Genomic DNA, 21450 nt, shown 5'->3' with positions numbered 1-21450 from the left:
TAACAGTTACTCTGATTCATTACTTCAGTTTTTTCGATGAAGTTATTCAAGCCTTTGTGATGTAACTAATACTGCCCATCACCAATACTGTCTTCAGCAACGATTATTTAGGAAATAGCATGAACTCTAATATCCGAGTCTATCACCCTTTAACAAGATTAATACACTGGCTTTCAGCAGTGGTTGTTTTTTCTTTGTTTGGTGTTGGTTTGTGGATGGTTGACCTTAGCTATTACAGTGAATGGTACAAAACGGCACCTGACTGGCATCGTTCTGTGGGCATTCTTTTGGCACTTGTTACGTTATTTCGCTTATTTTGGAAAATGCTCTCTCAAGCACCCAAAATGGAAGGGAAAGCTTGGGAAAAACGAGTCGCCAAGTCTGCACATGGCCTGATGTATGTTTTATTGGCCGTGCTATTTGTGTCTGGCTACTTGATTTCGACTGAAGATGGTAGAGGAATACAAGTATTTACATGGTTTACCGTCCCATCAACGGGGAAATGGTTCGAAGGACAGGCCGATTTGGCTGGAGAAATTCACTTCTACGTTGCTTGGACACTGGTCATATTGGCTGGGATACACGCTATGGCGGCGCTTAAACATCACTTGATCGACAAAGATAAAACACTGATAAAAATGATAGGAGAACGTAATTGAAAAAAGCACTAATCACGTTGGGAAGTATTGGTTTAGTTGCGATGTCTGGTTTTGCCAATGCCGCTGACTATGTCATCGACACTAAAGGCGCACACGCTTCCATCAACTTTAAAGTCAGCCACCTGGGCTATAGCTTCATCAAGGGCCGCTTCAATTCATTCGAAGGTTCTTTTTCTTATGACCCGGAAAACGTGTCAGATGCGAGCGTAAAAGTAACCGTGGACACTACAAGCCTAGATTCTAACCACGCTGAACGTGATAAGCATATCCGTAGTTCAGACTTTATCGATGCAGGCAAGTATCCAACCGCTGTGTTTACTAGTAAATCAGTGACTCAAGATAACGATGGTGATCTAACGATTGTTGGCGATCTTAATCTTCATGGTGTGACAAAAGAGATTGCGATTGATGCTGATTTCATTGGTGCAGGCCAAGACCCGTGGGGTGGAACTCGTGCAGGATTTGTTGGTACGACAAGACTAGAGCTGAAAGACTTTGGTATTACAGTGATGGGGCCAGCGAGCTACGTTGATATGGAGCTTCATGTCGAAGGCATTAAGATGTAAGCGACCACAGTAGATCTTATTCGATGCCCGCCGCACATGTTACAGTGCAGCGGGCATTTTGTTTTGGTGCTTTTGTTTAAGTACTTACTTAAGCAGATTGTTTATCAGTCTGTTGCTCTTGGTCGTTGGATGGTACCAATTGCTGATAAAACGCGGACACTAATGTGTATCGGTTGACGATGGCAACCAATCGCTCACCTTCAACAATTGGTAATGTTCTTGGTCTTTTAACCTGCATTGCTTTTAGTCGTTCTTCAACGCTGAATCCAGAATAAGCGGTCGCGATGCCCATCGAAGTTGCTGGGTACAACTGCTCTTTGTCGATAGTAAAGTAACTCAGTACTTCAGATACACTCATCTCACCAGATATGGTCACTACTTCTTTAGTCATCAAATCTTGTACGAGTGGCGCGTCTTCAACAATCATTTCTTCAATGTCGTAGTCTTTTAACCAAGCATGAGTACAGAAGTCATGGATTGAGAAAAATCCAAGTAATCTATTTTGCAAATCCACAACGGGCGCACCTTCAATATTGGAAGCAATTAACTTCTGACAGGCTTGATGGATAGTCTGTGTCGGTGACAAAGTGACAGGGTGAAAGTTCGCGAATTGGTTTACTTTTAGCTCTGGGTTCATGTTGTTCTCCTGCCTGTGATTGAGTTGAGTGGTTAGTTGGCTAATGTTGTTAAATGACGATTGTTTTGAAATGAGGTCGATGCTGGTCGAATCGATTAGGTCTGGGCGGTGCAATCGCCAGTTAACCCAGCCCACCAAAACCGCACCACCGACGATATTCCCTAATGTCACTGGGACCAGATTGGCAAAAATGATGTGGTTGAAACTAAGCGCTGATAACGCTTCACTTGAGATGGCTATTTGCTGAAGGAACTCTGCGTTGGCGGTACTTTTGACTAGCAGTGCCAACGGTAATACAAACAAATTTGCGATGCTGTGCTCAAAGCCCGAAGAAACAAAAAGCGCGACGGGTAACACCATAAGCAATGCTTTGGTTGCTGGGTTTTCACTACTAAACGTCAGCCAGACCGCAAGACACACCATTAGGTTGCACAATAGTCCCAGGCTAAAAGCTTGCCACCAATCGTGATGCAATTTGTGAAGTGCTAAGTTGAGCAGCGTTTCACCCCAAAGTCCGTGGTTAACCCATTGGATTTTGGCACTGAATACCAACGCAACCAGTATTGCGGCTCCGACGAAGTTGCCAAAGTACACCTGTGACCAATATTTCAACATGGCGCTGAATTTGGTGCGTTTACTGGCATAGGTAATGGATGTTAATACTGAACTGGTAAAAAGTTCCCCTCCCATGATGACAACAAGAATTAAACCCAGACTAAATGCAACACCACCGACAAAGCGAGTTAAGCCCCAATGGCCACCCCCAGTGGTGACTGTGATGTAAAACACAAACGCTAAGCCGATAAAGAGCCCAGCGCAGCCAGCACTCATCAACAAAGAAAACCCAGATTTGGTCATTTTCCCGTCTGTATAGGCTAGGGCTTTAGAAGCCATTTCTTTGGGTGATAGACCTACGGGATTTGGCGATGTCAGGTCAGATTTGGTCTTCATTTCGCCTCCCATATACACTGTTAATCAAGCTAACCTCCTGTGATATAACGATTAACTGGCTTAACAATAGGTCGACAAAACTGCGAAGTGAATTTGATAATTTTTATAAAATCTATCAGATTGTTTGATACCAAACTGGATGAGTAATATAGTCGTGAAGAACCTTTTGGGAGTTAGAAAAACGATGCGATATTCTCTAAAACAACTGTCAGTTTTTGTGGCAATAGCAGACACTGGCAGTGTCAGTCTTGCAGCAGAAAAACTAGCGTTAACCCAATCGGCGACCAGTATGTCCCTGGCACAACTGGAAAAATTATTGGGACGCCCTTTATTTGAGCGGCAAGGTAAACAAATGGCGCTTACCCACTGGGGAATGTGGCTCAGACCCAAAGCTAAGCAGTTGCTCAGTGATGCGCAGCAAATAGAACTGGGTTTTTATGACCAACATTTACTAAGTGGTGAGCTTAAAATTGGAGCCAGTCAAACACCTGCTGAACATCTTATTCCTGACCTAATCAGTATTATTGATAGTAACTTTCCTGAGATAAGAATGCCGCTCAAAGTGAAAAGTACGGCGACCATAATTGAAGGGGTTTTAAATTATCGTTTTGACCTTGGGATAATAGAGGGACGCTGCGATGACAACCGCCTCGCACAAGAGGTTTGGCATCGAGATCATCTAACCGTTGTGGCGTCTGCGCACCATCCGTACGCCAAGTTAGATCAGGTTAGTCTTTCACAGTTGGCGCAAGCAAAATGGGTATTGAGAGAACACGGTTCAGGTACACGCAATGTTTTTGATAGCTCCATTCACAATTTAATTGAGAACTTAGACGTTTGGCGCGAATACGAACACGTGCCAGTTCTGCGCAGCCTAGTCGCCAATGGCCAATATCTGACGTGTCTACCATATTTGGATGTGGAGAAATACATCAAGTTAGGAACCTTGGCTGTACTAAATGTCCCTGAATTAGAGATGGAGCGAACGCTTTCTTTTGTTTGGAGAGCCGACATGACGGCCAATCCATTAGCGGAATGTGTGCGACGTGAAGGGCTGAGAATGATGAAAGGCAAGCCGGTACTTTAGACTTTCCACTAAGTGTTGCCATGAGCCATAGTTAAAACACGTTGTAATACTTGTCTAAGCAGTTTGGGAATACACACCGCACCTTGTTGTTCGCATTGCTTGGCAATAGCGATTGCCAGATCTGGTTTAGCAAACTTTTTAAGCACTTTAGTGACGACTTTTTTCGGTGGGATCGCGTGGTCGGGTGAAATTTTGATCAACTGCTTAAAGAAGTCTTCGAAACCGTGGTTGTATAGGTAATGCTCGATGTCGTGGTCGGGTAAAACCGTAAGTCGATGAGAGCTCAAATCTTTTCCCAAAAGGTTTTCTACCGACATCGCGTATTTTTTGCCTGCCGCGTCGCCGTCGGTGACAACATGCCAATCTATCCCAAACGCTTTTGCGGTTTTAATCAAGGATTTCAACCCAGATTGCGCGAACTCCATAATTTGAATGCCTTCTGCCGCCAAGTTGTAGCCAGACAGTGCAGCTAGCTCGTTAAATAGCCAAACTTCCGTTTCACCTTCTACCAATAGCCAACATCTAGCATACAAGGCACTAGAGCGATGAAAACGAACGTGAAAACCAACTCGGCGTAAATCGTCTTTGGTTAGGTCTTTGGCAGAAATTGAACGTGTTTCAGTTCTATCTGATCTTCTTATTAAGCGACATATACTAGACAGCGGTACCTGAGATAGTAACTCGGAACTATTGGTGGTTAACAACTTTTGCATTGGTAGCAGCTGTAACAGGTTCCATGCTCGGGCGAGGTGGGTTGGGTGAAGGCGTCCCTCTGGATCTTCAATGATCAACAGAGGCCGAGCACAACGGCGAAGGGGTTTAGGACCTTTCGCTTGTAGATACCCATTTAGCAAACCAAGGAAGAGCAGACGAGTCTGTTTATCATGGGTAGATTCAATGACCGAAGGTACGCTAATCTCATGGTTGCTTCGCTGATAAAAAATGCCATCGCGGGTTTTGGTCGCTTTTTTCTTATCTAGGGGCTTAAACGAAAAATAGTGCTCCATCAGCGAGTTCATCGCGTTCAGGCTGCTCCTCATTTCGCCTTTGTTGACATGCCCAGGGAGCTCCAGTAGCCGGCGACATGTATTCGCAATTCTCTTTTCCGCGCGCTGATCAGGATCTCGCTGATCTCCTGATAAGTGGTTGAAACGGCGAGAATCTTTGAGGCGAATGACGGGATGCAGCGAAATTAATTCTTGTGTGTATTTGTTCGCACTGTGAAGTTTGATTTCGTTACCTTGACTATCTAGGAAAGAATATTGGGTAGACACCGAATAATCGTCGCGAGTGCCAGTCATACAATAGATAATGCGTTTGCTGTTGTCTTCTCCATTTACCCAAAGCGGTTTGATCTTGCGATATCGTCCAGCATTAATCACTTTGTCATCTTGCGTGATAAACGAAATCAATATTTGTAGGGTCTGTGTCTGTGGTGTTGAAAGTGCGTAGTCAACGTGAAAGTCAGTCATTGAAAATTGGTAGAGCAAGCCGTCTGTTGGCAAAGCGACAGACAAGGCATCAAGTAACGAAGATTTACCCCAAGTATTCTCACCTATTAGAGTCGTCAGAGAATCCACCGCGAGTGACAAACGTTTGATGCCGCGAAACCCAGATATTTCCACGCGTTCAATCTTCATTAGCCTTCTCCCATCTCCACCTACAACGCGGACACTTTAAGCATAACCCATTTTGTAGGTAAACAACGGGATTAATCAAAGGGTTATAAATTTGATGTGGTAAATTTCGAAACTAAGAATGCAATTGAAAGCTGTTTGCATCGCGGTGAGTAAGTTACAATTGCGTTGTCCGTTTCATAAAACTGCAAACTAAATCACGTTAGCATCGAAAGGAAGGAATCAGAAAAAGGCGTTTATGAAGATCACTATTGCTCATATCAATGACACTCATTCACACTTTGACCCAACATCCACTGAGTTAACCGTCAAAGTCGACAACCAAGTTTTCCATCCCTATGTTAATGCTGGTGGTTTTGGTCGAATAGCCACGCGTGCCGCCCAACTGAAGCAAGACGCTTTGAAAAATGATCAACATTTTCTATTTCTTCACGCTGGTGATTGTTTTCAAGGCACTTTGTATTTCTCCCTGTTTAAGGGGTTAGCCAACTCAGACTTACTTAATGCTCTCAATTTAGATGCAATGACGCTCGGTAATCATGAGCTTGATATGGGCAATCAACCGGTCGCTGATTTTGCGCAGCGCATCAACTTCCCTTTGTTAGCGGGAAACTGGGATTTGAGTCAAGAATGCCAGAGTAAAAGTACTCGGTTGAGTGAAAACTCGAGTGTTTATTCTTTCGATACTGAAAAACAGATTGCGCGATGGATTGTAAAAGGTGATGAAACACAACAGGTGGCGATTTTTGGTCTGTCCATTGACAAAATGTCTGACATCGCCAGTCCTGATTCGGACACACCATTTGTTAATGCCATTGAAACAGCCAAAAATACGGTGCAGGCGATTCAGCAGTCCGGAATAAACAATATCATCTTATTGAGCCATTTGGGTTACGACGGGGACTTCGAGCTTGCAAAACAAGTTGATGGCATTGCATTAATCATCGGCGGCCATAGTCACAGACTTCAAGGTGATTTTGAAGCGATAGGGTTGGGCAAAGACGATGAGTATGGGATTCGAGTCAATGGAACCCATATCGTCCAGGCTGGTTGTCACTCGATGGCTATCGGTCGTTGTGAAGTGGAGTTTAACCAGTCTGGTGAGATAATCAGCTTTAGTGGTACTAATGAAATCTTGATCGGCAAACGCGTGTTTCATAATGCATCACTGGAACAAGAGTTTAACGCTGAAAAGATAGCACAAGTGCGCCGTGCTATAACTGCCCAGCCTAATGTAGTGGTTTGCAAGCGCTCAAGAGAAATCTACGAGCTTCTTGATAGTAAATACCGTCCTAGAGTAAAAAAACTGCAGACACAGCCCCTTTATCAGTTGCAAAGAAATCTGAGGCACGTGCGTGTACCAGATGAACTAGGGGGCAGTGAAGTAGCACCTTTGGTCGCAGAGTCGTTTCGCTACGCGATGTGTAAACTTGGCCATGATGTGGATTTTGGCTTGCACAATGCAGGCGGTGTGCGTGTTTCGTTGAAGGCAGGTCAACTCACCATGGGTGATATTGTTGGCCGACTTTTACCTTTCGCTATTCCGGTAGTAGTCTACAAAATTAAGGGGCAGGATCTTGCCGCTGCTTTAGAGGGGGCAATCAATAACGCTCTGAATAATGGCGTGGAGGGGACCGGGCAAGGGTCTTATCCGTATTTAAGTCGCGTTCAATTTGATTATATTCATGACAACCCCACCGGCTCGCGCATATCAAATCTAATGATAAAAGACCGTGCCAATGGTTGGAGCCATGTAGTCGCAGACCAGATATACTGTGGTGTTTCATCAGTATATACAGCAAAAGGGAAAGAGGGATATGACGCTTTACTCAACTATGTTGAAGAGCCGATTGTGTCCAATCAATCTATGGCAGATTGCTTCATTGAGTGGCTCAGAGATCAAGACCAAGGACAACAGAACGCCTGTTTGGACTCCTCATTTGTAACTGGCACGTTGATTGCAAAATAACCAATTGAACTGTCACACAAAGGTGTGTGTGACTACATAAACTTCTTGAGGGGGTTCTATGTGGAGTAAAGATTGGTTAGATGTGCTAGTCGTCGTATCTTGGGTCGGGTTTTGGTCTGCGCTTGTATACTTAGTGCCCCTTGGCGGAGTATGACTCTGGTAGCTTTTCCATGTCAAAGTGCCTCATTCGGGGCACTTTTTGTATCCCAAATAGTGTTTGTATCTCTAAAAATCAAGTTCGTAACTTTTTCTATTAGCTTAGATTAGCCAATTTTGTTCAAGGCCACATTTTTAGTTTTAACAAAGTAAAAACATATCAGCTTTTGGGTATTGACTTACTCATAATATTTCACAAAACCCATGCCTTAGTGCATAGATATTCACGTGTTATAACTAGTTAAAACTTGTGATGTTACCAAACTGTAGCATTAGAAAAACTAATCTGAATAATCCAAAAAAGTCATTTCTTGTTCGAGTCATTTGAATAATAAAATTCTTCTTGTAGCAACGAGTTAATGGTTATTAGAGGTGGTTATAATGGCACAAGCAGTACATTTAGACACTATGTCTACTCACTCTATGGATGAAAGAACCTATTCAGTTAGCTTCAAAGGATTGATGATGCACTTGATTGATATCTTGTTTGTTGAACAACCAACGAGCAATGCATATTATTCGGGTGAACTGTCGACACATCTTCAAAAAGATATCGGCATCAGAAACTAACTAAAAAGCCAGCACTAGCTGGCTTTTTTGATCCGAAGAAAAATACGCTTTAAATTAATTAAAACTTTGGTCTTTGGCTTTAAATTACCTCTGGCCGCTTACAATCTGGAGCCGCTGAATTGTAATTTGGCATTTGGCGTATTTTCTCTCTTAACCCGTCTATTCGTGTCGCATTTGAGGGATGAGTCGACAATATTTCTGGTGGCTGTTTTCCTTTCGATGCCGCGCCCATATTCTGCCACAATGAGACACTGGCTTTTGGTGTGAAACCTGCTTTAGCCATTAGTTCAAGGCCAAGTATATCTGCTTCAGACTCCTGCTCTCGACCGTATGGAAGCAAAACTCCAACTTGTACACCGATGCCTAATGCCGCCATGGTTAAATCACGATACTGCGCATATTCACTAGAACCCAAAGCAACCGCAGTGATTTGCATACCTGCATTTGCAATTTGGGCCTGAGACATACGCTCGTTACCGTGATCGGCGAGTACGTGAGCTATTTCATGACCAATAACGGTTGCCAGCTGATCTTGGTCTTTAGCAATTTTCAGAAGGCCGGTATAAACACCAATTTTTCCGCCAGGAAGTGCAAAAGCATTGATTTGGTCACTTTCAAATACCACGACTTCCCATTCTTTAAAACCAGTTTGGGGCGGAACGTATTGTGTGATTTGGTCTGTTACGCACTGAACATATTGATTTACTGAAGTATTTTGACTAATCGTTTCTTTCTTTTTCATTTCTTCGAAAGATCGAGCACCAAGCTGACTCATTTCTTGTTTTGAAAACATGACAAGTTGACTTCTACCCGTCGGGGATGATGTGCATGCTGCCAAACTTGAAACAATCAGTGACGCGGCAAAAAAGTTTCGTAACTTTGCCATAAAAACTCCATCTATATCAGTCCCGTAAAAGCAGGTAGAGTATATACTTGTTCGTTAAAAATTGCATTGAAGGAAGTAAACCAAATGACAATATGGAAGCGTGAATTTTCATTAGCAGAGCTTAATCAAACCTCCAAAAATACTTTGATGCAGCATCTTCAAATTGAGTATGTAGACTTTGATGACAATTCACTGACAGCGCAAATGCCAGTCGCTGAATTTACCCACCAGCCGTTGGGGATGTTACATGGTGGAGCCTCAGTGGCGCTTGCTGAATCAGTTGGCTCGCTGGCTGCCAATATGGCGGTGCCTGAAGGAGAGTTTTGTGTCGGTTTGGATATCAACGCTAATCACATTAAAGCAAAGCGTAACGGTCACGTTCTTGCTAAGGCGTCTCCAATTCATATTGGTAAAAGCACACAAGTATGGCAAATCGACATCAAAGACGAAAAAGATGTTTTGCTGTGCGTTAGCCGACTGACAGTTGCGGTGAGAGCCTAGGTATTGTTTGATGAAAACTTCAATTAGTAATGGTTATGTTATCTGTAATGCCAGAGAAGTCGTGATCAAAATTGATGGTGAAAATCCGATCACGCTAAATGCACAAGCAGACGAGTTAAAAATACTCACTCTCGGTGATAAAACACTGATCATTGCCGACCTTGGTGCAGTGAAATGGAGCTTTGAGTTAGAGCCAGATCTCGCACAAGGACTTGCTGAGTATTTGGGCATCCAGATTGAGTTTCTCTAATGACAGGTATATATCCAAGTAACTTCAAGATGCAGAGTTCAGAGCTACATATTCTGGTTCAGTTCAAGCCTCTCTGCCTAAAGAACTGGAACGCAGCGATGACAAGTCCTTTCCAAGTTCTTTGACGAAGAAATGAGACAGAATATGAGCTCCCAAGGGCGAGTTTAACTAAGCTTCATACTGCGTTATTGATTCTTGATTTAGAGCGACTAGATCTGCAAATCAATGCCTTGTTTGAAGCCTAGTTAATTCTCGCTGAACCTCGCATCTTGAGGTCACTTGGGTATATGTAAATAAATCCGATGAACTCTATTTAAATCAACTATAAAAAAGAGGAAAATACAGAACACACTTCCACTAAATATTTCCGTATTTTATGAGCAGCCCACGTCTAAGAAAGCAATTTGAAAGTTTGTTTCTGCACTTTTCCGGCCAAAATTGTTCGACTCGATTAGATGATATTACCGAAATACTGTTCTGTACGCGTCGTAATGCTCGTATTGTACTGAACAAAATGGTGGAAGAAGGCTGGATCGAGTGGGAGCCTGCACCGGGTAGGGGCAAACATTCAACGCTCCGATTTAAACAGAGTAAAGAGAGCGTTTCCGAGTCGTTGGTCAGACAACATCTCGACAGTGGGCGTGTTGAACAGGCGCTTGAGGTTTTGGGCAATGACGTCAGCAAACTTGCTCGAATCGTCGAGTCTTACTTAGGTGTGCAAACAACTGATGGCTTGCAAACGATCCGCTTGCCTTATTACAGAGCGCTGCCAAAACTCAATCCGAGAAAACCCATCCGGCGCTCAGAACTACATATTGTTAGCCAAGTGTTTAGTGGGTTGACCAAACTAGACGAAAACGAAAGCCTTCAACCGGATCTGGCTCATCAATGGGAGCAAATAGAACCCACAATTTGGAAATTTTACCTTAGAAACAAAATCCGATTACACAATGGCGACACACTTACTAGCCAACACATCGCACAATCTATTAGATGTTTGATAGAAAAACCCCTGTTTTCCCATATTCGAAATGTTGATGTGACAGAGACCAATGTACTCACGTTGGAACTTGAATACCCGGATTACCGTTTAGCCCATCTTCTTGCAGGACCTGAAGCCAAAATTGTACCGGAACATTTAGTGGATTCAGACAACTTTGATAGCTATCCCATCGGGACCGGACCGTATCGAGTTGTACAAAATGATGAACAAAGGTTGGTGTTGGAAGCATTCGATAACTACTTCGGATATCGAGCACTTCTAGATAGAGTTGAAATATGGATCATCAGTAACTCTCACTCATCGATTATTTTTCCGAGTCTCCATAAGCCAACTATCCCAAATCATTCTTTACTAGATGACCAAGTTGAACTAGATCCCGGGTGTACCTATTTGCTAATTAACAAAAAGTCGGGTTTAGCCAAAGATGAACAATGGGCCAGTTATTTTTGCTCAAGGCTCAATTCCCTCGATTTATTTAAACTACTGCCGAAAGAAAAGGTCATCGAACTAGGGGTGTTACCCGCCCAAGGGATTAAGCCTGGATGGTATCACCAAGTTAGTCAGTCTGATGCGAAAGTGCCAACGACAACACATGAAGTTACGATCGCCTATCATTCTGATCATCCAGTTTTTCCCGCCATGGTTGACAGTATTGAGGCCGTATTGGCTCAGGATGGCATTGGTCTAAAACGGTTACCGTATGAGGAAAACTTACCTGAGGACATTTCGGTAGACCTTTGGCTAAAAGCGATGGGTATTAGTAATCACAAAGATGAAGCGTTAGCAACCTGGCTTATTGATAACAGTGGAATTCGATCTTGTAGCCACGATGATGACTACAAAACATGGGAAAATTGGGTGAAACAATGGCGCATGAGTGAAACGAGTTCATTCCCAGCGAAGCAACTAGCGCAATCACTGGTCGAAAGCAAGCAGTTGATTCCTATGTTTCACTGCTGGCTTGGCGTTAGTAAAGACCAATGCCTAACGCTTCAAAACGCAAAATGTAATGCTCTTGGCTGGTTTGACTTTAGCCGGGTTTGGATAAAACACACTTCAGAGTCTTAAGGTCAGGGGAGCTCGACGAACAACGTAACTTCTTAGAAGAGTAGTTCGGCTTTTTTTGTGACAGAAAAAATAGTATTTCTCCTGTTATAGGTCGAAAATTGATCTAAACCGCTAGTGAGTGCAATAAAGTTAAACAAAAAGTGTCAAAGTATGTCTATGGTGTTACAATTTCGATTGTACACTCGGTACAGCCCGCAAACTAATAAGGGATAGGGATGGAACTTGCACTTATCATCACTTTCATCGTTACTTCTGCTGTAATGGTTACGAAAGAGATTAAGAAAAATAAATAACTAGTTATTCGCACTTTTATCAATACCTTTTGAATAAAACTAGTACAAAACAACCAGCTTCGGCTGGTTGTTTTGTTTAAAGGGCATAAATAGATAAAGTCAATTCACATTCGCTTTATGCCAATTTATAGTGAACCTTAAATCAACCGCCTTAAATTTGAGAGGAAGCGGTATTGTGATTAATCCCATTACCTTAGAAGCATTGAGTATCTTGGACGCGATCGATCGACGTGGTAGCTTCGCCGCCGCCGCGAACGAGTTGGATAGGGCGCCTTCTTCTCTGAGTTATCAAATCCAAAAGCTTGAGCAAGACCTTGATCTAATCATATTCGACCGCTCTGGGCATCGAGCGACCTTTACACAAGCGGGACGTTTAATTCTTGAACAGGGGCGTATCATTATTGCTGCTACCAACAAGTTAGTAACCGAAGCCAGTTCGATAGCTAATGGATGGGAGTTAGATATCACTATTGCATTTGATGGTATTGTGCCAATTGATCCATTTTTTACCTTGGTCAATAAATTAGGTGAGATAAGTTCAACTCGAGTCAAGCTACAAGAAGAAATTCTGGCAGGCGCGTGGGAGTCACTCGTCAGTGAAAGGGCGGACTTGCTAGTATGCCCTCATATGCAAACTATACCTGCTGATTTCAAGACTGAGCATATTGGCAGTATGTCTCTGGTTTGGGTCGCGTCGACCAATCACTATGTTCATAATCGACAGGGAGAATTCGACGAGCAAGCCAGAAGCAAATACAGGATTATCGCAATTGCGGATACTGCGCGAGATCAACCAACCAAATCAGTCAATGTGTTGCAAAAACAAACGCGGCTGACGGTGACCAGTTTTGAAGCAAAGGTCAAAGCAATCAAATCAGGGTTGGGTATCGCTACGCTTCCCAAACACGTAGCAACACCCCTGATTGAGCAAGGATTGTTAAAACAAATACATGGCAGTGAGGTATCTCAAGTCCCTATTGTTATGGCTTGGCGACGCAACAAAATGGGCGAGGCTAAAAACTGGTGTATACGCTATCTGAAGAAGAACTGGCCTAAGCTTGAATAATAGCTTTTAGAGCTTCATCTTCATGTCTGCCGTGCCATCTTCAAAATCTACCGCGACTTGGAACCCTAGATGTTTTGCCAGTCCCAACATGCCTTGATTGGTTGGCATTGTCATTCCTGATATTTGCAGTGTGCCTTTTTGGCGACAGTATTCGAGGATTTTGTTCATCAAATGTTTGCCAAGGCCGCGACCTTTCATGTCTGATCGGATTAAGATGGCAAATTCAGCGTCGGTATTATCAGGGTTTATCAACGCTCTAGAGACTCCGATTATTTGCCTTTCCTTTCCTGCATCAGAAACCGCAATAAACGCCATCTCTCGGTCATAATCAATTTGTGTAAGATTCGCCATTGCTTCGTGGTTGAGCTCTCCCACATCGGTAAAGAAGCGTTTGTAGAGGTCTTCTTTTGAAACTTGCTGCACGAATAGGGCGTGATTCGGTTCATCCTCAGGTAAAATCGGTCTGAGCAATATTTGTTCACCGTCCTTCAATGTACAGAATTCTTCCAAATCAACTGGATATGGTCGAATTGCCAACCGCGGATGTTTGTTTTCTTGATATGGTCTTAGGGTAAGGTCGGCATCCAATATTGTAAATTGATTGCCATTGACCAACAAAGGATGAATATCCAATTCATACAGTTCAGGGCAATCGACAACCATTTGGGATACGCGCACCAAAAATTCCGCTAGCCCCAGTATATCCATCGGTTGTGGCAATTTCTGTGGTCTGATGTGACCGTTCTTGATGGCTGTGACTACGAGGTAACGCGCTAGGGCGGTGTTGAGTGGTGGCAGAGCGGCTGAGGCATCAATTGATACATCCCATTCCGATCCCCCTTGGCCAATTAAAATAACCGGCCCGAAGGTTTCATCGGTGATAACCTTAACTCGCATCTCCTCTCCGCCGGCAAGTTTTGCCATAGCTTGAATACCTAGACCCTGTATTCGCGCAGCTGGGTAGGAAACTTTGGTACGATCTAAAATGGCGTGTGATGCGCTAGAAACCTCTTCAGCATTGCGCAAGTTAAGCATAATTCCTTGTACATCGGATTTATGTGGAATATCAGGTGAGCGCAACTTAACGGCGACAGGATAACCGATTTGTTCTGCGATCAGCACTGCTTCTGATGGATCTGACGCCAGCCAAGTTTGCAGAACATTGAAATCGAAATACTTGAGAAAACCGCCGATTTGTTGGGTATCCATGCTAACACTTTCATTACCCTGTAACCTTTCTTTGATCCACTTCTTGGCGGATTCGACATCTTGAGTGTGCACCGGTTCTGAAGTCGTTGGGGTTTCCATCAACTGTTTCTGGTTACGGCGATATTCCACTAAATGCATGAAAGCGACGACTGAACTTTCTGGTGTGCGATAGGTTGGAATACCCGCTGAGGTGAAAATGTTACGGGCAGAACGGGCCGTCATTTCACCTGACCAATTGGTTAATATATTAAAGCGTTTACGTCTTGGATGCTTGTTGACTGTATCAACCACGGCTTTTGCCGTTCTATCTGAATGAGCGATGGCAGATGGGCTGTGCATAACGAGAATGGCATCAGCACAATCGCTGTCCATAATGGCGTTTATAGTATTAATATAACGTCTTTCACTGGCATCACCGACCATATCAATCGGATTTTGGTGACTCCAACTATCGGGCAATACTTGATTGAGCTGCTCGATGAGAGCGTCATCCAGCGTCGCCAATTTCCCACCGCGACTGATTAGCGTATCGACAGCCATAATTGCAGGCCCGCCGCCATTAGTTATTATGGCAAGACGTTCGCCTCGCAGTGGAACTGAATGAGTGAGTGTTTCAACCGCAGCAAATAGTTCGTGAGAGTTATGCACACGCAGCATACCGGTTCGCCGAATAGCAGAGTCATAAATGATGTCTAACGTATTGCTTCCTCCGGTATGGGCGTGGGCAGCCAATTGACCAGCATGGGTTCTTCCAGCCTTCAATACCAAGATACGGCGACTACGAGAAGCAGCTCTGGCTGCCGACATAAAACGTCTGGCGTCAGAGATAGTATCAACGTAAAGCAGTATGGCATCGGTGTGTCTGTCGGTACTAAAGCAATCGAGTAGCTCATCGAAATCAATGTCGATTGCATTTCCTAAAGATACAAATGCCGAAAACCCGATATTTTTGTCGTTAGCCCAATCAAGAACCGTTGTGCACACCGCTGCGGATTGAGAGATGAAAGCAATTTTGCCACGGTGAGCACTGCTTGGTGAAAAGGAAGCATTGAGGTTAACCCAAGGTAGGATGATGCCCAAACTATTCGGCCCAATTACGCGCATTCCGGCAGCGCTGGCGATCTCTAAGCAGGCCTGTTGAATACTAATATCAGAGTTTTGACTCGTGACATGCATGTCAGCAGAGAGGATAACCACTAATTTGGCGCCGATTTTTGCAAGCTGCTCAAAAATCTCAATATTTCTAGATGCATGTGTACATAACACAACCAAATCGGGAACGATTGGCAAATCCGTTACGCTTGGATAGGCAAGTACACCGCAAACTGATTTGTATTTTGGGTGGACAGGCATAATCGCACCATCAAAACCTTCCTGTAGCAAATTTTGCATGACGATATTGCCGGCCCTCATTGGTTTAGTTGAGGCGCCAATAACGGCAACAGATTGAGGTTTGAACAAATTACTTAGGCTATTCATATAGGATGTGCTTTTCGAACTTGATTGCTAAATCTTATGTAAAATGAGCAATGCTTAATGTGATATTGAATCAAGGCTAATCGATGGTAGGGCGTAATAACCGCAATATTGTGCCACGTATCACAGAGTGCTGAACTATAATAGGCGAGTATGCTTGATTATAAGCCTCTGTAACGGCATGATTTATCCAAATTCAAACCTATAATTACTTGATGACATTACCATGAAAAAGCTTGCAATCGCCGCGTTACCTTTGTTACTGACTGCCTGTATTTCTTCCGAATACACCACTGATGTTACTAGCGAAAGCTATCGCGAGGACTTTTTGATGCAGCAACCTGTTGTTTCTGAAACAGGCACCGCACCAGAAGTGATGGAAGATAACGTTCAAGTCAACGTTATGCAAAAGCCAATGGAAGAAAAGCCTGTAGTGAAAATGGCTCCACAGAACAAAAAGTCAGTTGCAATTACTCCTCCAACAGCAAAACAAAAAGCAAGTTATGCAAGATATGGCTACACGATTCAGGTTGTTGCGGTAGGGTCACAAGCTAAAGTAGACCGGTTTGCTAAGCAATTGCCAAGTGATGGTCAACCTATTTGGGAAAATTACAAAGTGGTCAATGGCACGAAGTGGTTCTCAGTGCTGTATGGTGACTTTGCCACACGAGCGGATGCCAAAAAAGCGATCTCTAAGCTTCCAGCAGAGCTTTTGGAATTAAAACCTTTTGTAAAAAGTATCGACAAAATCAAAAACTCTGAATATCCAACATTGAACAAGCTTAACTAGTTTGTGACAGGTGTTGATTTGAGCCCACTTAATGTGGGCTTTTTAATTGGTAACTAAAGCGATTTGACTAAATGTTCGCCGTCTCACGTACAGTTTGGTTTGATTTTACAATGTGCTGTATCGATTTGAATCACAATCCATTAGTATTCCAATTAAGCAAATTAAATTGAGGTATAGGATGTCTGTAATCAACATTCTACTATTGTGCGGTGGTGGCTCAAGTGAGCACGAAGTATCGATTGTTTCTGCCAGTTATCTTTTTGAGAAATTCTCTTCGCAGCCAAATTTCAATGTTATACAGGTTGAGATAAAAGGTGATGGTTGGTTTACCCAAGAAGACGAACTGGTCCACCTCGATCTCAATTCTAAATCCCTAGTCAGTGGTTCTAGAGAACAAATCATCGATTTTGTTGTACCTTGTATTCACGGTTTTCCTGGAGAAACAGGAGACATTCAGTCGTTGCTGGATTTGGCCGGTGTTCCTTATCTTGGTTGCGGCGCTGAGGCAAGTGTAAATAGTTTCAACAAAATCACCTCCAAGCTTTGGTACAACGCACTTGATATTCCGAATACTCCATTTGTATACCTCACGGAAAACACATCAGAGTCTCTTAACAAAGGCAAGCAAGCTCTTAAGCAGTGGTCTAGCGTGTTTGTAAAAGCAGCTAAACAAGGTTCTTCAGTTGGTTGTTATAAAGCTAACTCTGATTCCGAGCTTGAACAAGCCATTGCAGATGCTTTTTCCTTTTCTGATCAAGTACTGATCGAGAAAGCAGTAAAACCCAGAGAGCTTGAAGTGGCAGCGTATGAATACCAAGGCCGACTTATGCTTACTGCGCCGGGAGAGGTGAAAGCGCCAAAAGAGGGCTTTTACACCTACGAGGAAAAATATGGTAAGGGCAGCCATTCAACAACAGACGTCGTGGCCAATGACCTAACAGATTCACAGCTAGAGCAGATAGCAAACATAAGTAAAAAAGTATTCAACCACATGAATCTTAGACACTTATCTAGAATAGATTTCTTCCTGACTGAATCGGGTGAAATTTATCTCAATGAAGTGAATACCTTCCCTGGGATGACACCTATCTCCATGTTCCCTAAAATGGTCGAGAACCATGGTGTTCTATTTGAAGATTTCCTTACAGATTGCGTTATGAGTAGCTTGCAAAAGTAGCATGTGACAAGGTCACAAAACTAGTCTTCTAATTTCTTCAACGACTTATAGATAATTTGGTGCGACTTAGCTTTACTGGTTGCACCTAAATACACATACGGCATGACTGGGCTATCCCAGCGACCAAATTCTTTGATCTCATCTATCGTTTTCCCTTGTGCCTTGAGTTCATGCACTGCGCCTACTCTTGGAGATTGGCCAGAGAGTTTCTTTTCACCACCAAGAATTGACTCGAAAGATTTAATGACACGGTAAATTGAAGAATCATTGAGCGGCTTCGAACCAATACTGCCTAGGCGGTCGACCGAACGAAAAACAATGGCTTGTGAATCATTACCGATAAAAGATAACCATTTTTTTAACACCTTAGAGGCTTGTTGACTGAGTTTGTAGGTCGCATCTTTGATATTTACCACGACATAAGAGTCATGAATTTTAATTTGGTTTTGAGTAAGGTTACGCAATTCTGAACGTTTTAAGGCACACTCAAACATAGTAACAAGGATGGCCAGATCTCTTATCGCTTTAGTGCTGGATTCGCCGGACACACGTTCAAGAATGGTTTTCATATCGCGTTTACTTAACGCATTGGTAGGAGAAGACGTTGCTTTTCCAGATATCCTAAGCTCCGCAAGATAACTTTGTACCTGATGGCTTTCACTAGGTGATTTTAATGACAGTACTTGATGAAACCTAGATATGGTCAACGAATAGCGACGTAAAGAAGCATACTTTTTGTCTTTTTGCTGTCGTTCCAAATATTGTCGAACGGCAGTAGAGGAGGCTGGTAGCACAGCAATATTTTTTGAAAGGCAGAAGTCTACAAATAAATTCCAATCTTTGGTCATTGCAAGTAACGAGCTTTGCGAATACATCCCTCCAAACAGGGTATCGACTGTTTCTGTGTCAACTTGTTGAGACAACACGACTTTCCATTGAGCAATAACTGAACGATCAGTATATATTTCTAAGTCCTTCTTCATATCTACGCACTATAACTAAAATATCCTGACATAATAACTTTGCATACCATTGATATCAAACTAATATTAACTCACCAACAATAAACAATCTAACTACTATGGCAGTTGCAAAATATCGCGGCTTTGACATGCAAACCGCAGACAAAACAACCGACGTTTGGCAGGTTAAAATCAAAGAGCATCTGTTGCAAGGAAGCATGGCAGCAGTTAAAAAGAGCATTGACTGGTTTTGCGACACCAGAAAGATAATAGACCCGAGAGAATTTTCTTCAATTGCCTCACAACGCCCAAAAACTGCACCGGGTACTTCAGAAGACTTCCACGGTTTCTCACTGAAAAATGATACCGGGGAAGCGAATGATTGGTATTGCATGTTTAATGGCAAACTAATTAAGGGTGGTAAGCTTGCCATTCAAAAGCACATCGAGGCATACTTGATTGCAAGAAAAAACGCTATGCAAAAGAAGTAACCAATGACACTTGTATATTCGACTGAAACGGGCCGAATTAAGCCTGAACAAGAAAAACAACAGCGACCAAAAGGCGATGGCATCGTCAGAATACAAAAGCAAACCAAAGGCCGTAAAGGGAAAGGCGTGAGTATAGTTACCGGGCTAGACCTTGATGACGCACCTTTAAAACTACTCGCCGCAGAACTCAAAAAGAAATGCGGTTGTGGAGGCTCAGTTAAGGATGGCACGATTGAGATACAAGGTGATGATCGTGACAAAATTAAAACGATCCTCGAGTCAAAAGGATACACGGTAAAACTGGCCGGCGGTTGATTCCTATGTTTTATTAAAAAAGCTCTCAATTGAGAGCTTTTTTTACGCCTAATAAACGGGAAGTATCGTGATAGCTGACTGATTATTAGGTATTTTATGGTAAATCCGTTATGTTTAATGACATTACGAATGTGAGACTCAGTGGGATTATGTGGAAGGACTTCGACTATGGACAACAGATCATCTTTCTCATTATTATTTAACATAAGATAGACAATACGCACTGTGAATGTAGGCGCAATTTAGTAATGTCCGGTTTGAGCAATTTTAAAATGTCCACTTATGCTTAATAAACACGCTGAGCTTTGAGGACTTCAACCGATGCTAATTCCCATGAGTGACCGAGACATTAATCGTTTTAAAGTACTGCAAGATGTTCGTGAGTGCCGCCTTCGTCAAATAGATGCAGCCGACATACTCAACATAAGCCCTCGACAAGTTCGGCGTTTATTGAGCCAGTTAAGCCTGTACGGGGCTTCTTCTTTAGCCCATGGTTCACGTGGCCGACCGAGCAACCGACGTTATCCTGATGCTTTTCGTGCTGAAGTTCTGAACATCATACGCTCTCAATACGCTGATTTTTCACCCACATTTGCTTGTGAGAAGCTGACAGAACAACACAACTTAGTCCTGTCTGTCGAGACACTACGTCAGTGGATGATCGCCGATGGTCTCTGGGTACCACATTCACAACGCCAGCCTCGTGTTTACCAACCTCGTTACCGTCGTGACTGTTTAGGTGAACTGATTCAGATTGATGGCTCACACCACGATTGGTTTGAAGGACGCAGCCCTAAGTGCTGTCTCTTGGTCTACATCGATGATGCGACGGGACGGTTGATGAACTTACGCTTCAGTGATACCGAATCTGCCTTTGACTACATGGTGGCCACACGGGAATACCTAGATCAACATGGTAAGCCTGTGGCTTTTTACAGCGATAAACACTCGATATTTCGTGTCAACCAAGAGCATCTCAAAAAAGTGGGATTAACCCAATTTGGTCGTATTCTTGATGAACTTGGGATTGAACTGATTTGTGCGAACAGCTCACAAGCCAAGGGACGTGTTGAGCGAGCGAATAAAACACTACAAGACCGATTAATCAAGGAGATGCGTCTACAAGGTATCAATACCATTGAAGAAGCGAACGCATGGCTACCCTACTTTATTGAGGATTTTAACCGTCGGTTTGCAAGACCTGCTAACTACCCTAAAGATCTTCATCGTCCGGTTCGAGAAAGCCAAGATGAGCTGGATGACATTTTTGCTTGGCAGACTACGCGTAAACTCTCGAAGTCGTTGACGTTCCAATATGACAAAGTGCTTTATCTGATTGAAGACACAGAGAAAAACAGCCGCCTCGTCAATGAAGTGGTCAAAATACTCGACTATCCAGATGGTCGAATTGCCGTCCAGTATGGCGAGAGAAAGTTAAGTTTCAGAACCTTCGACAAGCTGGCTAAAGTGGACCAAACTCAAGTCGTCGATAACAAAAGACTGGGTAAAGTCCTTCAATTTGCCCAAGAGAAGCAGGAAGAATTTGACAAGGCTCAGCTTAGAGAAAGAAGTCAAAAGTGCCCTAAACGAACGGCTCAGAAGCGTGCTATGGCTCAGTTAAGAGCATTAAACCCAGTATTTGCCGATCCAGAAAGCTTTAAGGCTACTCACAGTAAAAATGGATAGAAAAATTTATTCAGATAAGCGACATTCGGAGCTGACCATCATATT

The 21450-nt window shown here is 43.2% G+C and carries 19 protein-coding genes; 14 read left to right on the top strand and 5 right to left on the bottom strand.

The genetic code is table 11. The features are described from left to right. Positions 1-119: 119 nt before the first annotated feature. The gene (locus tag ACXAFJ_RS19265) at positions 120-659 is read left to right on the top strand and encodes a cytochrome b (protein WP_475325676.1); all 540 of its coding nucleotides are present in this window, start codon (positions 120-122) and stop codon (positions 657-659) included. 41 nt (positions 660-700) lie between these two features. After that, entirely contained in the window at positions 701-1225 is a 525-nt protein-coding gene (locus ACXAFJ_RS19260) for a YceI family protein (RefSeq protein WP_475325804.1), read from the top strand. Between the two features lie 88 nt (positions 1226-1313). Here the strand turns inward: ACXAFJ_RS19260 and focA are convergent, their stop codons facing one another. Continuing rightward, on the bottom strand, positions 1314-2813 hold the full coding sequence (gene focA, locus ACXAFJ_RS19255; protein ID WP_475325674.1) for a formate transporter FocA: 1500 nt from the start codon (positions 2811-2813) through the stop codon (positions 1314-1316). 184 nt (positions 2814-2997) lie between these two features. Between focA and ACXAFJ_RS19250 the strand changes: the two genes are divergently transcribed. Beyond that, positions 2998-3900, top strand: a complete 903-nt coding sequence (locus ACXAFJ_RS19250; RefSeq protein WP_475325673.1) for a LysR substrate-binding domain-containing protein — start codon at positions 2998-3000, stop codon at positions 3898-3900. Positions 3901-3908: 8 nt separating this feature from the next. Here the strand turns inward: ACXAFJ_RS19250 and ACXAFJ_RS19245 are convergent, their stop codons facing one another. Next, positions 3909-5540 (bottom strand): DUF2813 domain-containing protein, encoded by a 1632-nt coding sequence (locus tag ACXAFJ_RS19245; RefSeq protein WP_475325672.1) that lies wholly within the window; start codon positions 5538-5540, stop codon positions 3909-3911. A 235-nt stretch (positions 5541-5775) separates the two neighbouring features. On the opposite strand from ACXAFJ_RS19245, the gene ACXAFJ_RS19240 reads away from it, so the two are divergent. Beyond that, positions 5776-7506: a bifunctional metallophosphatase/5'-nucleotidase gene (locus ACXAFJ_RS19240; RefSeq protein WP_475325671.1), complete on the top strand. Its 1731-nt coding sequence runs from the start codon at positions 5776-5778 to the stop codon at positions 7504-7506. 537 nt (positions 7507-8043) lie between these two features. Then, the gene (locus ACXAFJ_RS19235; protein ID WP_475325669.1) at positions 8044-8232 is read left to right on the top strand and encodes a hypothetical protein; all 189 of its coding nucleotides are present in this window, start codon (positions 8044-8046) and stop codon (positions 8230-8232) included. 79 nt (positions 8233-8311) lie between these two features. Here ACXAFJ_RS19235 and ACXAFJ_RS19230 read toward each other — a convergent pair whose 3' ends face one another. Further along, positions 8312-9118 (bottom strand): M48 family metallopeptidase, encoded by an 807-nt coding sequence (locus tag ACXAFJ_RS19230; RefSeq protein WP_475325668.1) that lies wholly within the window; start codon positions 9116-9118, stop codon positions 8312-8314. Positions 9119-9202: 84 nt separating this feature from the next. On the opposite strand from ACXAFJ_RS19230, the gene ACXAFJ_RS19225 reads away from it, so the two are divergent. From ACXAFJ_RS19225 to ACXAFJ_RS19210, 4 genes are all read left to right on the top strand, one after another. Then, on the top strand, positions 9203-9619 hold the full coding sequence (locus tag ACXAFJ_RS19225; RefSeq protein WP_475325666.1) for a hotdog fold thioesterase: 417 nt from the start codon (positions 9203-9205) through the stop codon (positions 9617-9619). A gap of 10 nt (positions 9620-9629) precedes the next feature. After that, positions 9630-9869, top strand: a complete 240-nt coding sequence (locus ACXAFJ_RS19220) for a DUF3389 family protein (protein WP_475325665.1) — start codon at positions 9630-9632, stop codon at positions 9867-9869. Between the two features lie 376 nt (positions 9870-10245). After that, the gene (locus tag ACXAFJ_RS19215; RefSeq protein ID WP_475325663.1) at positions 10246-11940 is read left to right on the top strand and encodes an SgrR family transcriptional regulator; all 1695 of its coding nucleotides are present in this window, start codon (positions 10246-10248) and stop codon (positions 11938-11940) included. A 468-nt stretch (positions 11941-12408) separates the two neighbouring features. Continuing rightward, positions 12409-13299 (top strand): LysR family transcriptional regulator, encoded by an 891-nt coding sequence (locus tag ACXAFJ_RS19210; protein WP_475325662.1) that lies wholly within the window; start codon positions 12409-12411, stop codon positions 13297-13299. A 6-nt stretch (positions 13300-13305) separates the two neighbouring features. Here ACXAFJ_RS19210 and ACXAFJ_RS19205 read toward each other — a convergent pair whose 3' ends face one another. Beyond that, the gene (locus tag ACXAFJ_RS19205) at positions 13306-15987 is read right to left on the bottom strand and encodes a bifunctional acetate--CoA ligase family protein/GNAT family N-acetyltransferase (RefSeq protein WP_475325661.1); all 2682 of its coding nucleotides are present in this window, start codon (positions 15985-15987) and stop codon (positions 13306-13308) included. A gap of 223 nt (positions 15988-16210) precedes the next feature. Between ACXAFJ_RS19205 and ACXAFJ_RS19200 the strand changes: the two genes are divergently transcribed. Continuing rightward, positions 16211-16774 (top strand): SPOR domain-containing protein, encoded by a 564-nt coding sequence (locus ACXAFJ_RS19200; protein WP_475325659.1) that lies wholly within the window; start codon positions 16211-16213, stop codon positions 16772-16774. A 178-nt stretch (positions 16775-16952) separates the two neighbouring features. Further along, the gene (locus ACXAFJ_RS19195; protein WP_475325658.1) at positions 16953-17951 is read left to right on the top strand and encodes a D-alanine--D-alanine ligase; all 999 of its coding nucleotides are present in this window, start codon (positions 16953-16955) and stop codon (positions 17949-17951) included. 20 nt (positions 17952-17971) lie between these two features. On the opposite strand, the gene ACXAFJ_RS19190 is transcribed toward ACXAFJ_RS19195, so the two are convergent. Further along, on the bottom strand, positions 17972-18934 hold the full coding sequence (locus ACXAFJ_RS19190) for a tyrosine-type recombinase/integrase (RefSeq protein WP_475325656.1): 963 nt from the start codon (positions 18932-18934) through the stop codon (positions 17972-17974). A gap of 98 nt (positions 18935-19032) precedes the next feature. Between ACXAFJ_RS19190 and ACXAFJ_RS19185 the strand changes: the two genes are divergently transcribed. From ACXAFJ_RS19185 to ACXAFJ_RS19175, 3 genes are all read left to right on the top strand, one after another. Further along, entirely contained in the window at positions 19033-19404 is a 372-nt protein-coding gene (locus tag ACXAFJ_RS19185; protein ID WP_475325655.1) for a DUF3319 domain-containing protein, read from the top strand. A gap of 3 nt (positions 19405-19407) precedes the next feature. Then, a complete protein-coding gene (yciH, locus tag ACXAFJ_RS19180; RefSeq protein WP_475325654.1) occupies positions 19408-19719 on the top strand; it encodes a stress response translation initiation inhibitor YciH in 312 nt (103 codons plus the stop codon). 333 nt (positions 19720-20052) lie between these two features. Beyond that, complete coding sequence (locus tag ACXAFJ_RS19175; protein WP_475324071.1) at positions 20053-21405, top strand: ISNCY family transposase; 1353 nt, start codon at positions 20053-20055, stop codon at positions 21403-21405. Positions 21406-21450 lie beyond the last annotated feature (45 nt).

Source organism: Vibrio sp. ABH4_348 (assembly GCF_056159765.1).
The sequence above is the reverse complement of the archived record's forward strand: the minus strand, read 5'-3'. Positions and strand labels throughout refer to the sequence as shown.

What these genes read in the sequence shown, in the direction of transcription:
- ACXAFJ_RS19175 (WP_475324071.1), top strand. Translation starts at nt 20,053, where the DNA reads ATGAGTGACCGAGACATTAATCGTTTTAAAGTACTGCAAGATGTTCGT.
- ACXAFJ_RS19235 (WP_475325669.1), top strand. Translation starts at nt 8,044, where the DNA reads ATGGCACAAGCAGTACATTTAGACACTATGTCTACTCACTCTATGGAT.
- yciH (WP_475325654.1), top strand. Translation starts at nt 19,408, where the DNA reads ATGACACTTGTATATTCGACTGAAACGGGCCGAATTAAGCCTGAACAA.
- ACXAFJ_RS19250 (WP_475325673.1), top strand. Translation starts at nt 2,998, where the DNA reads ATGCGATATTCTCTAAAACAACTGTCAGTTTTTGTGGCAATAGCAGAC.
- ACXAFJ_RS19225 (WP_475325666.1), top strand. Translation starts at nt 9,203, where the DNA reads ATGACAATATGGAAGCGTGAATTTTCATTAGCAGAGCTTAATCAAACC.
- ACXAFJ_RS19200 (WP_475325659.1), top strand. Translation starts at nt 16,211, where the DNA reads ATGAAAAAGCTTGCAATCGCCGCGTTACCTTTGTTACTGACTGCCTGT.
- ACXAFJ_RS19190 (WP_475325656.1), bottom strand. Translation starts at nt 18,934, where the DNA reads ATGAAGAAGGACTTAGAAATATATACTGATCGTTCAGTTATTGCTCAA.
- ACXAFJ_RS19215 (WP_475325663.1), top strand. Translation starts at nt 10,246, where the DNA reads ATGAGCAGCCCACGTCTAAGAAAGCAATTTGAAAGTTTGTTTCTGCAC.
- ACXAFJ_RS19245 (WP_475325672.1), bottom strand. Translation starts at nt 5,540, where the DNA reads ATGAAGATTGAACGCGTGGAAATATCTGGGTTTCGCGGCATCAAACGT.
- focA (WP_475325674.1), bottom strand. Translation starts at nt 2,813, where the DNA reads ATGAAGACCAAATCTGACCTGACATCGCCAAATCCCGTAGGTCTATCA.
- ACXAFJ_RS19195 (WP_475325658.1), top strand. Translation starts at nt 16,953, where the DNA reads ATGTCTGTAATCAACATTCTACTATTGTGCGGTGGTGGCTCAAGTGAG.
- ACXAFJ_RS19220 (WP_475325665.1), top strand. Translation starts at nt 9,630, where the DNA reads ATGAAAACTTCAATTAGTAATGGTTATGTTATCTGTAATGCCAGAGAA.
- ACXAFJ_RS19230 (WP_475325668.1), bottom strand. Translation starts at nt 9,118, where the DNA reads ATGGCAAAGTTACGAAACTTTTTTGCCGCGTCACTGATTGTTTCAAGT.
- ACXAFJ_RS19265 (WP_475325676.1), top strand. Translation starts at nt 120, where the DNA reads ATGAACTCTAATATCCGAGTCTATCACCCTTTAACAAGATTAATACAC.
- ACXAFJ_RS19185 (WP_475325655.1), top strand. Translation starts at nt 19,033, where the DNA reads ATGGCAGTTGCAAAATATCGCGGCTTTGACATGCAAACCGCAGACAAA.
- ACXAFJ_RS19240 (WP_475325671.1), top strand. Translation starts at nt 5,776, where the DNA reads ATGAAGATCACTATTGCTCATATCAATGACACTCATTCACACTTTGAC.
- ACXAFJ_RS19205 (WP_475325661.1), bottom strand. Translation starts at nt 15,987, where the DNA reads ATGAATAGCCTAAGTAATTTGTTCAAACCTCAATCTGTTGCCGTTATT.
- ACXAFJ_RS19260 (WP_475325804.1), top strand. Translation starts at nt 701, where the DNA reads ATGTCTGGTTTTGCCAATGCCGCTGACTATGTCATCGACACTAAAGGC.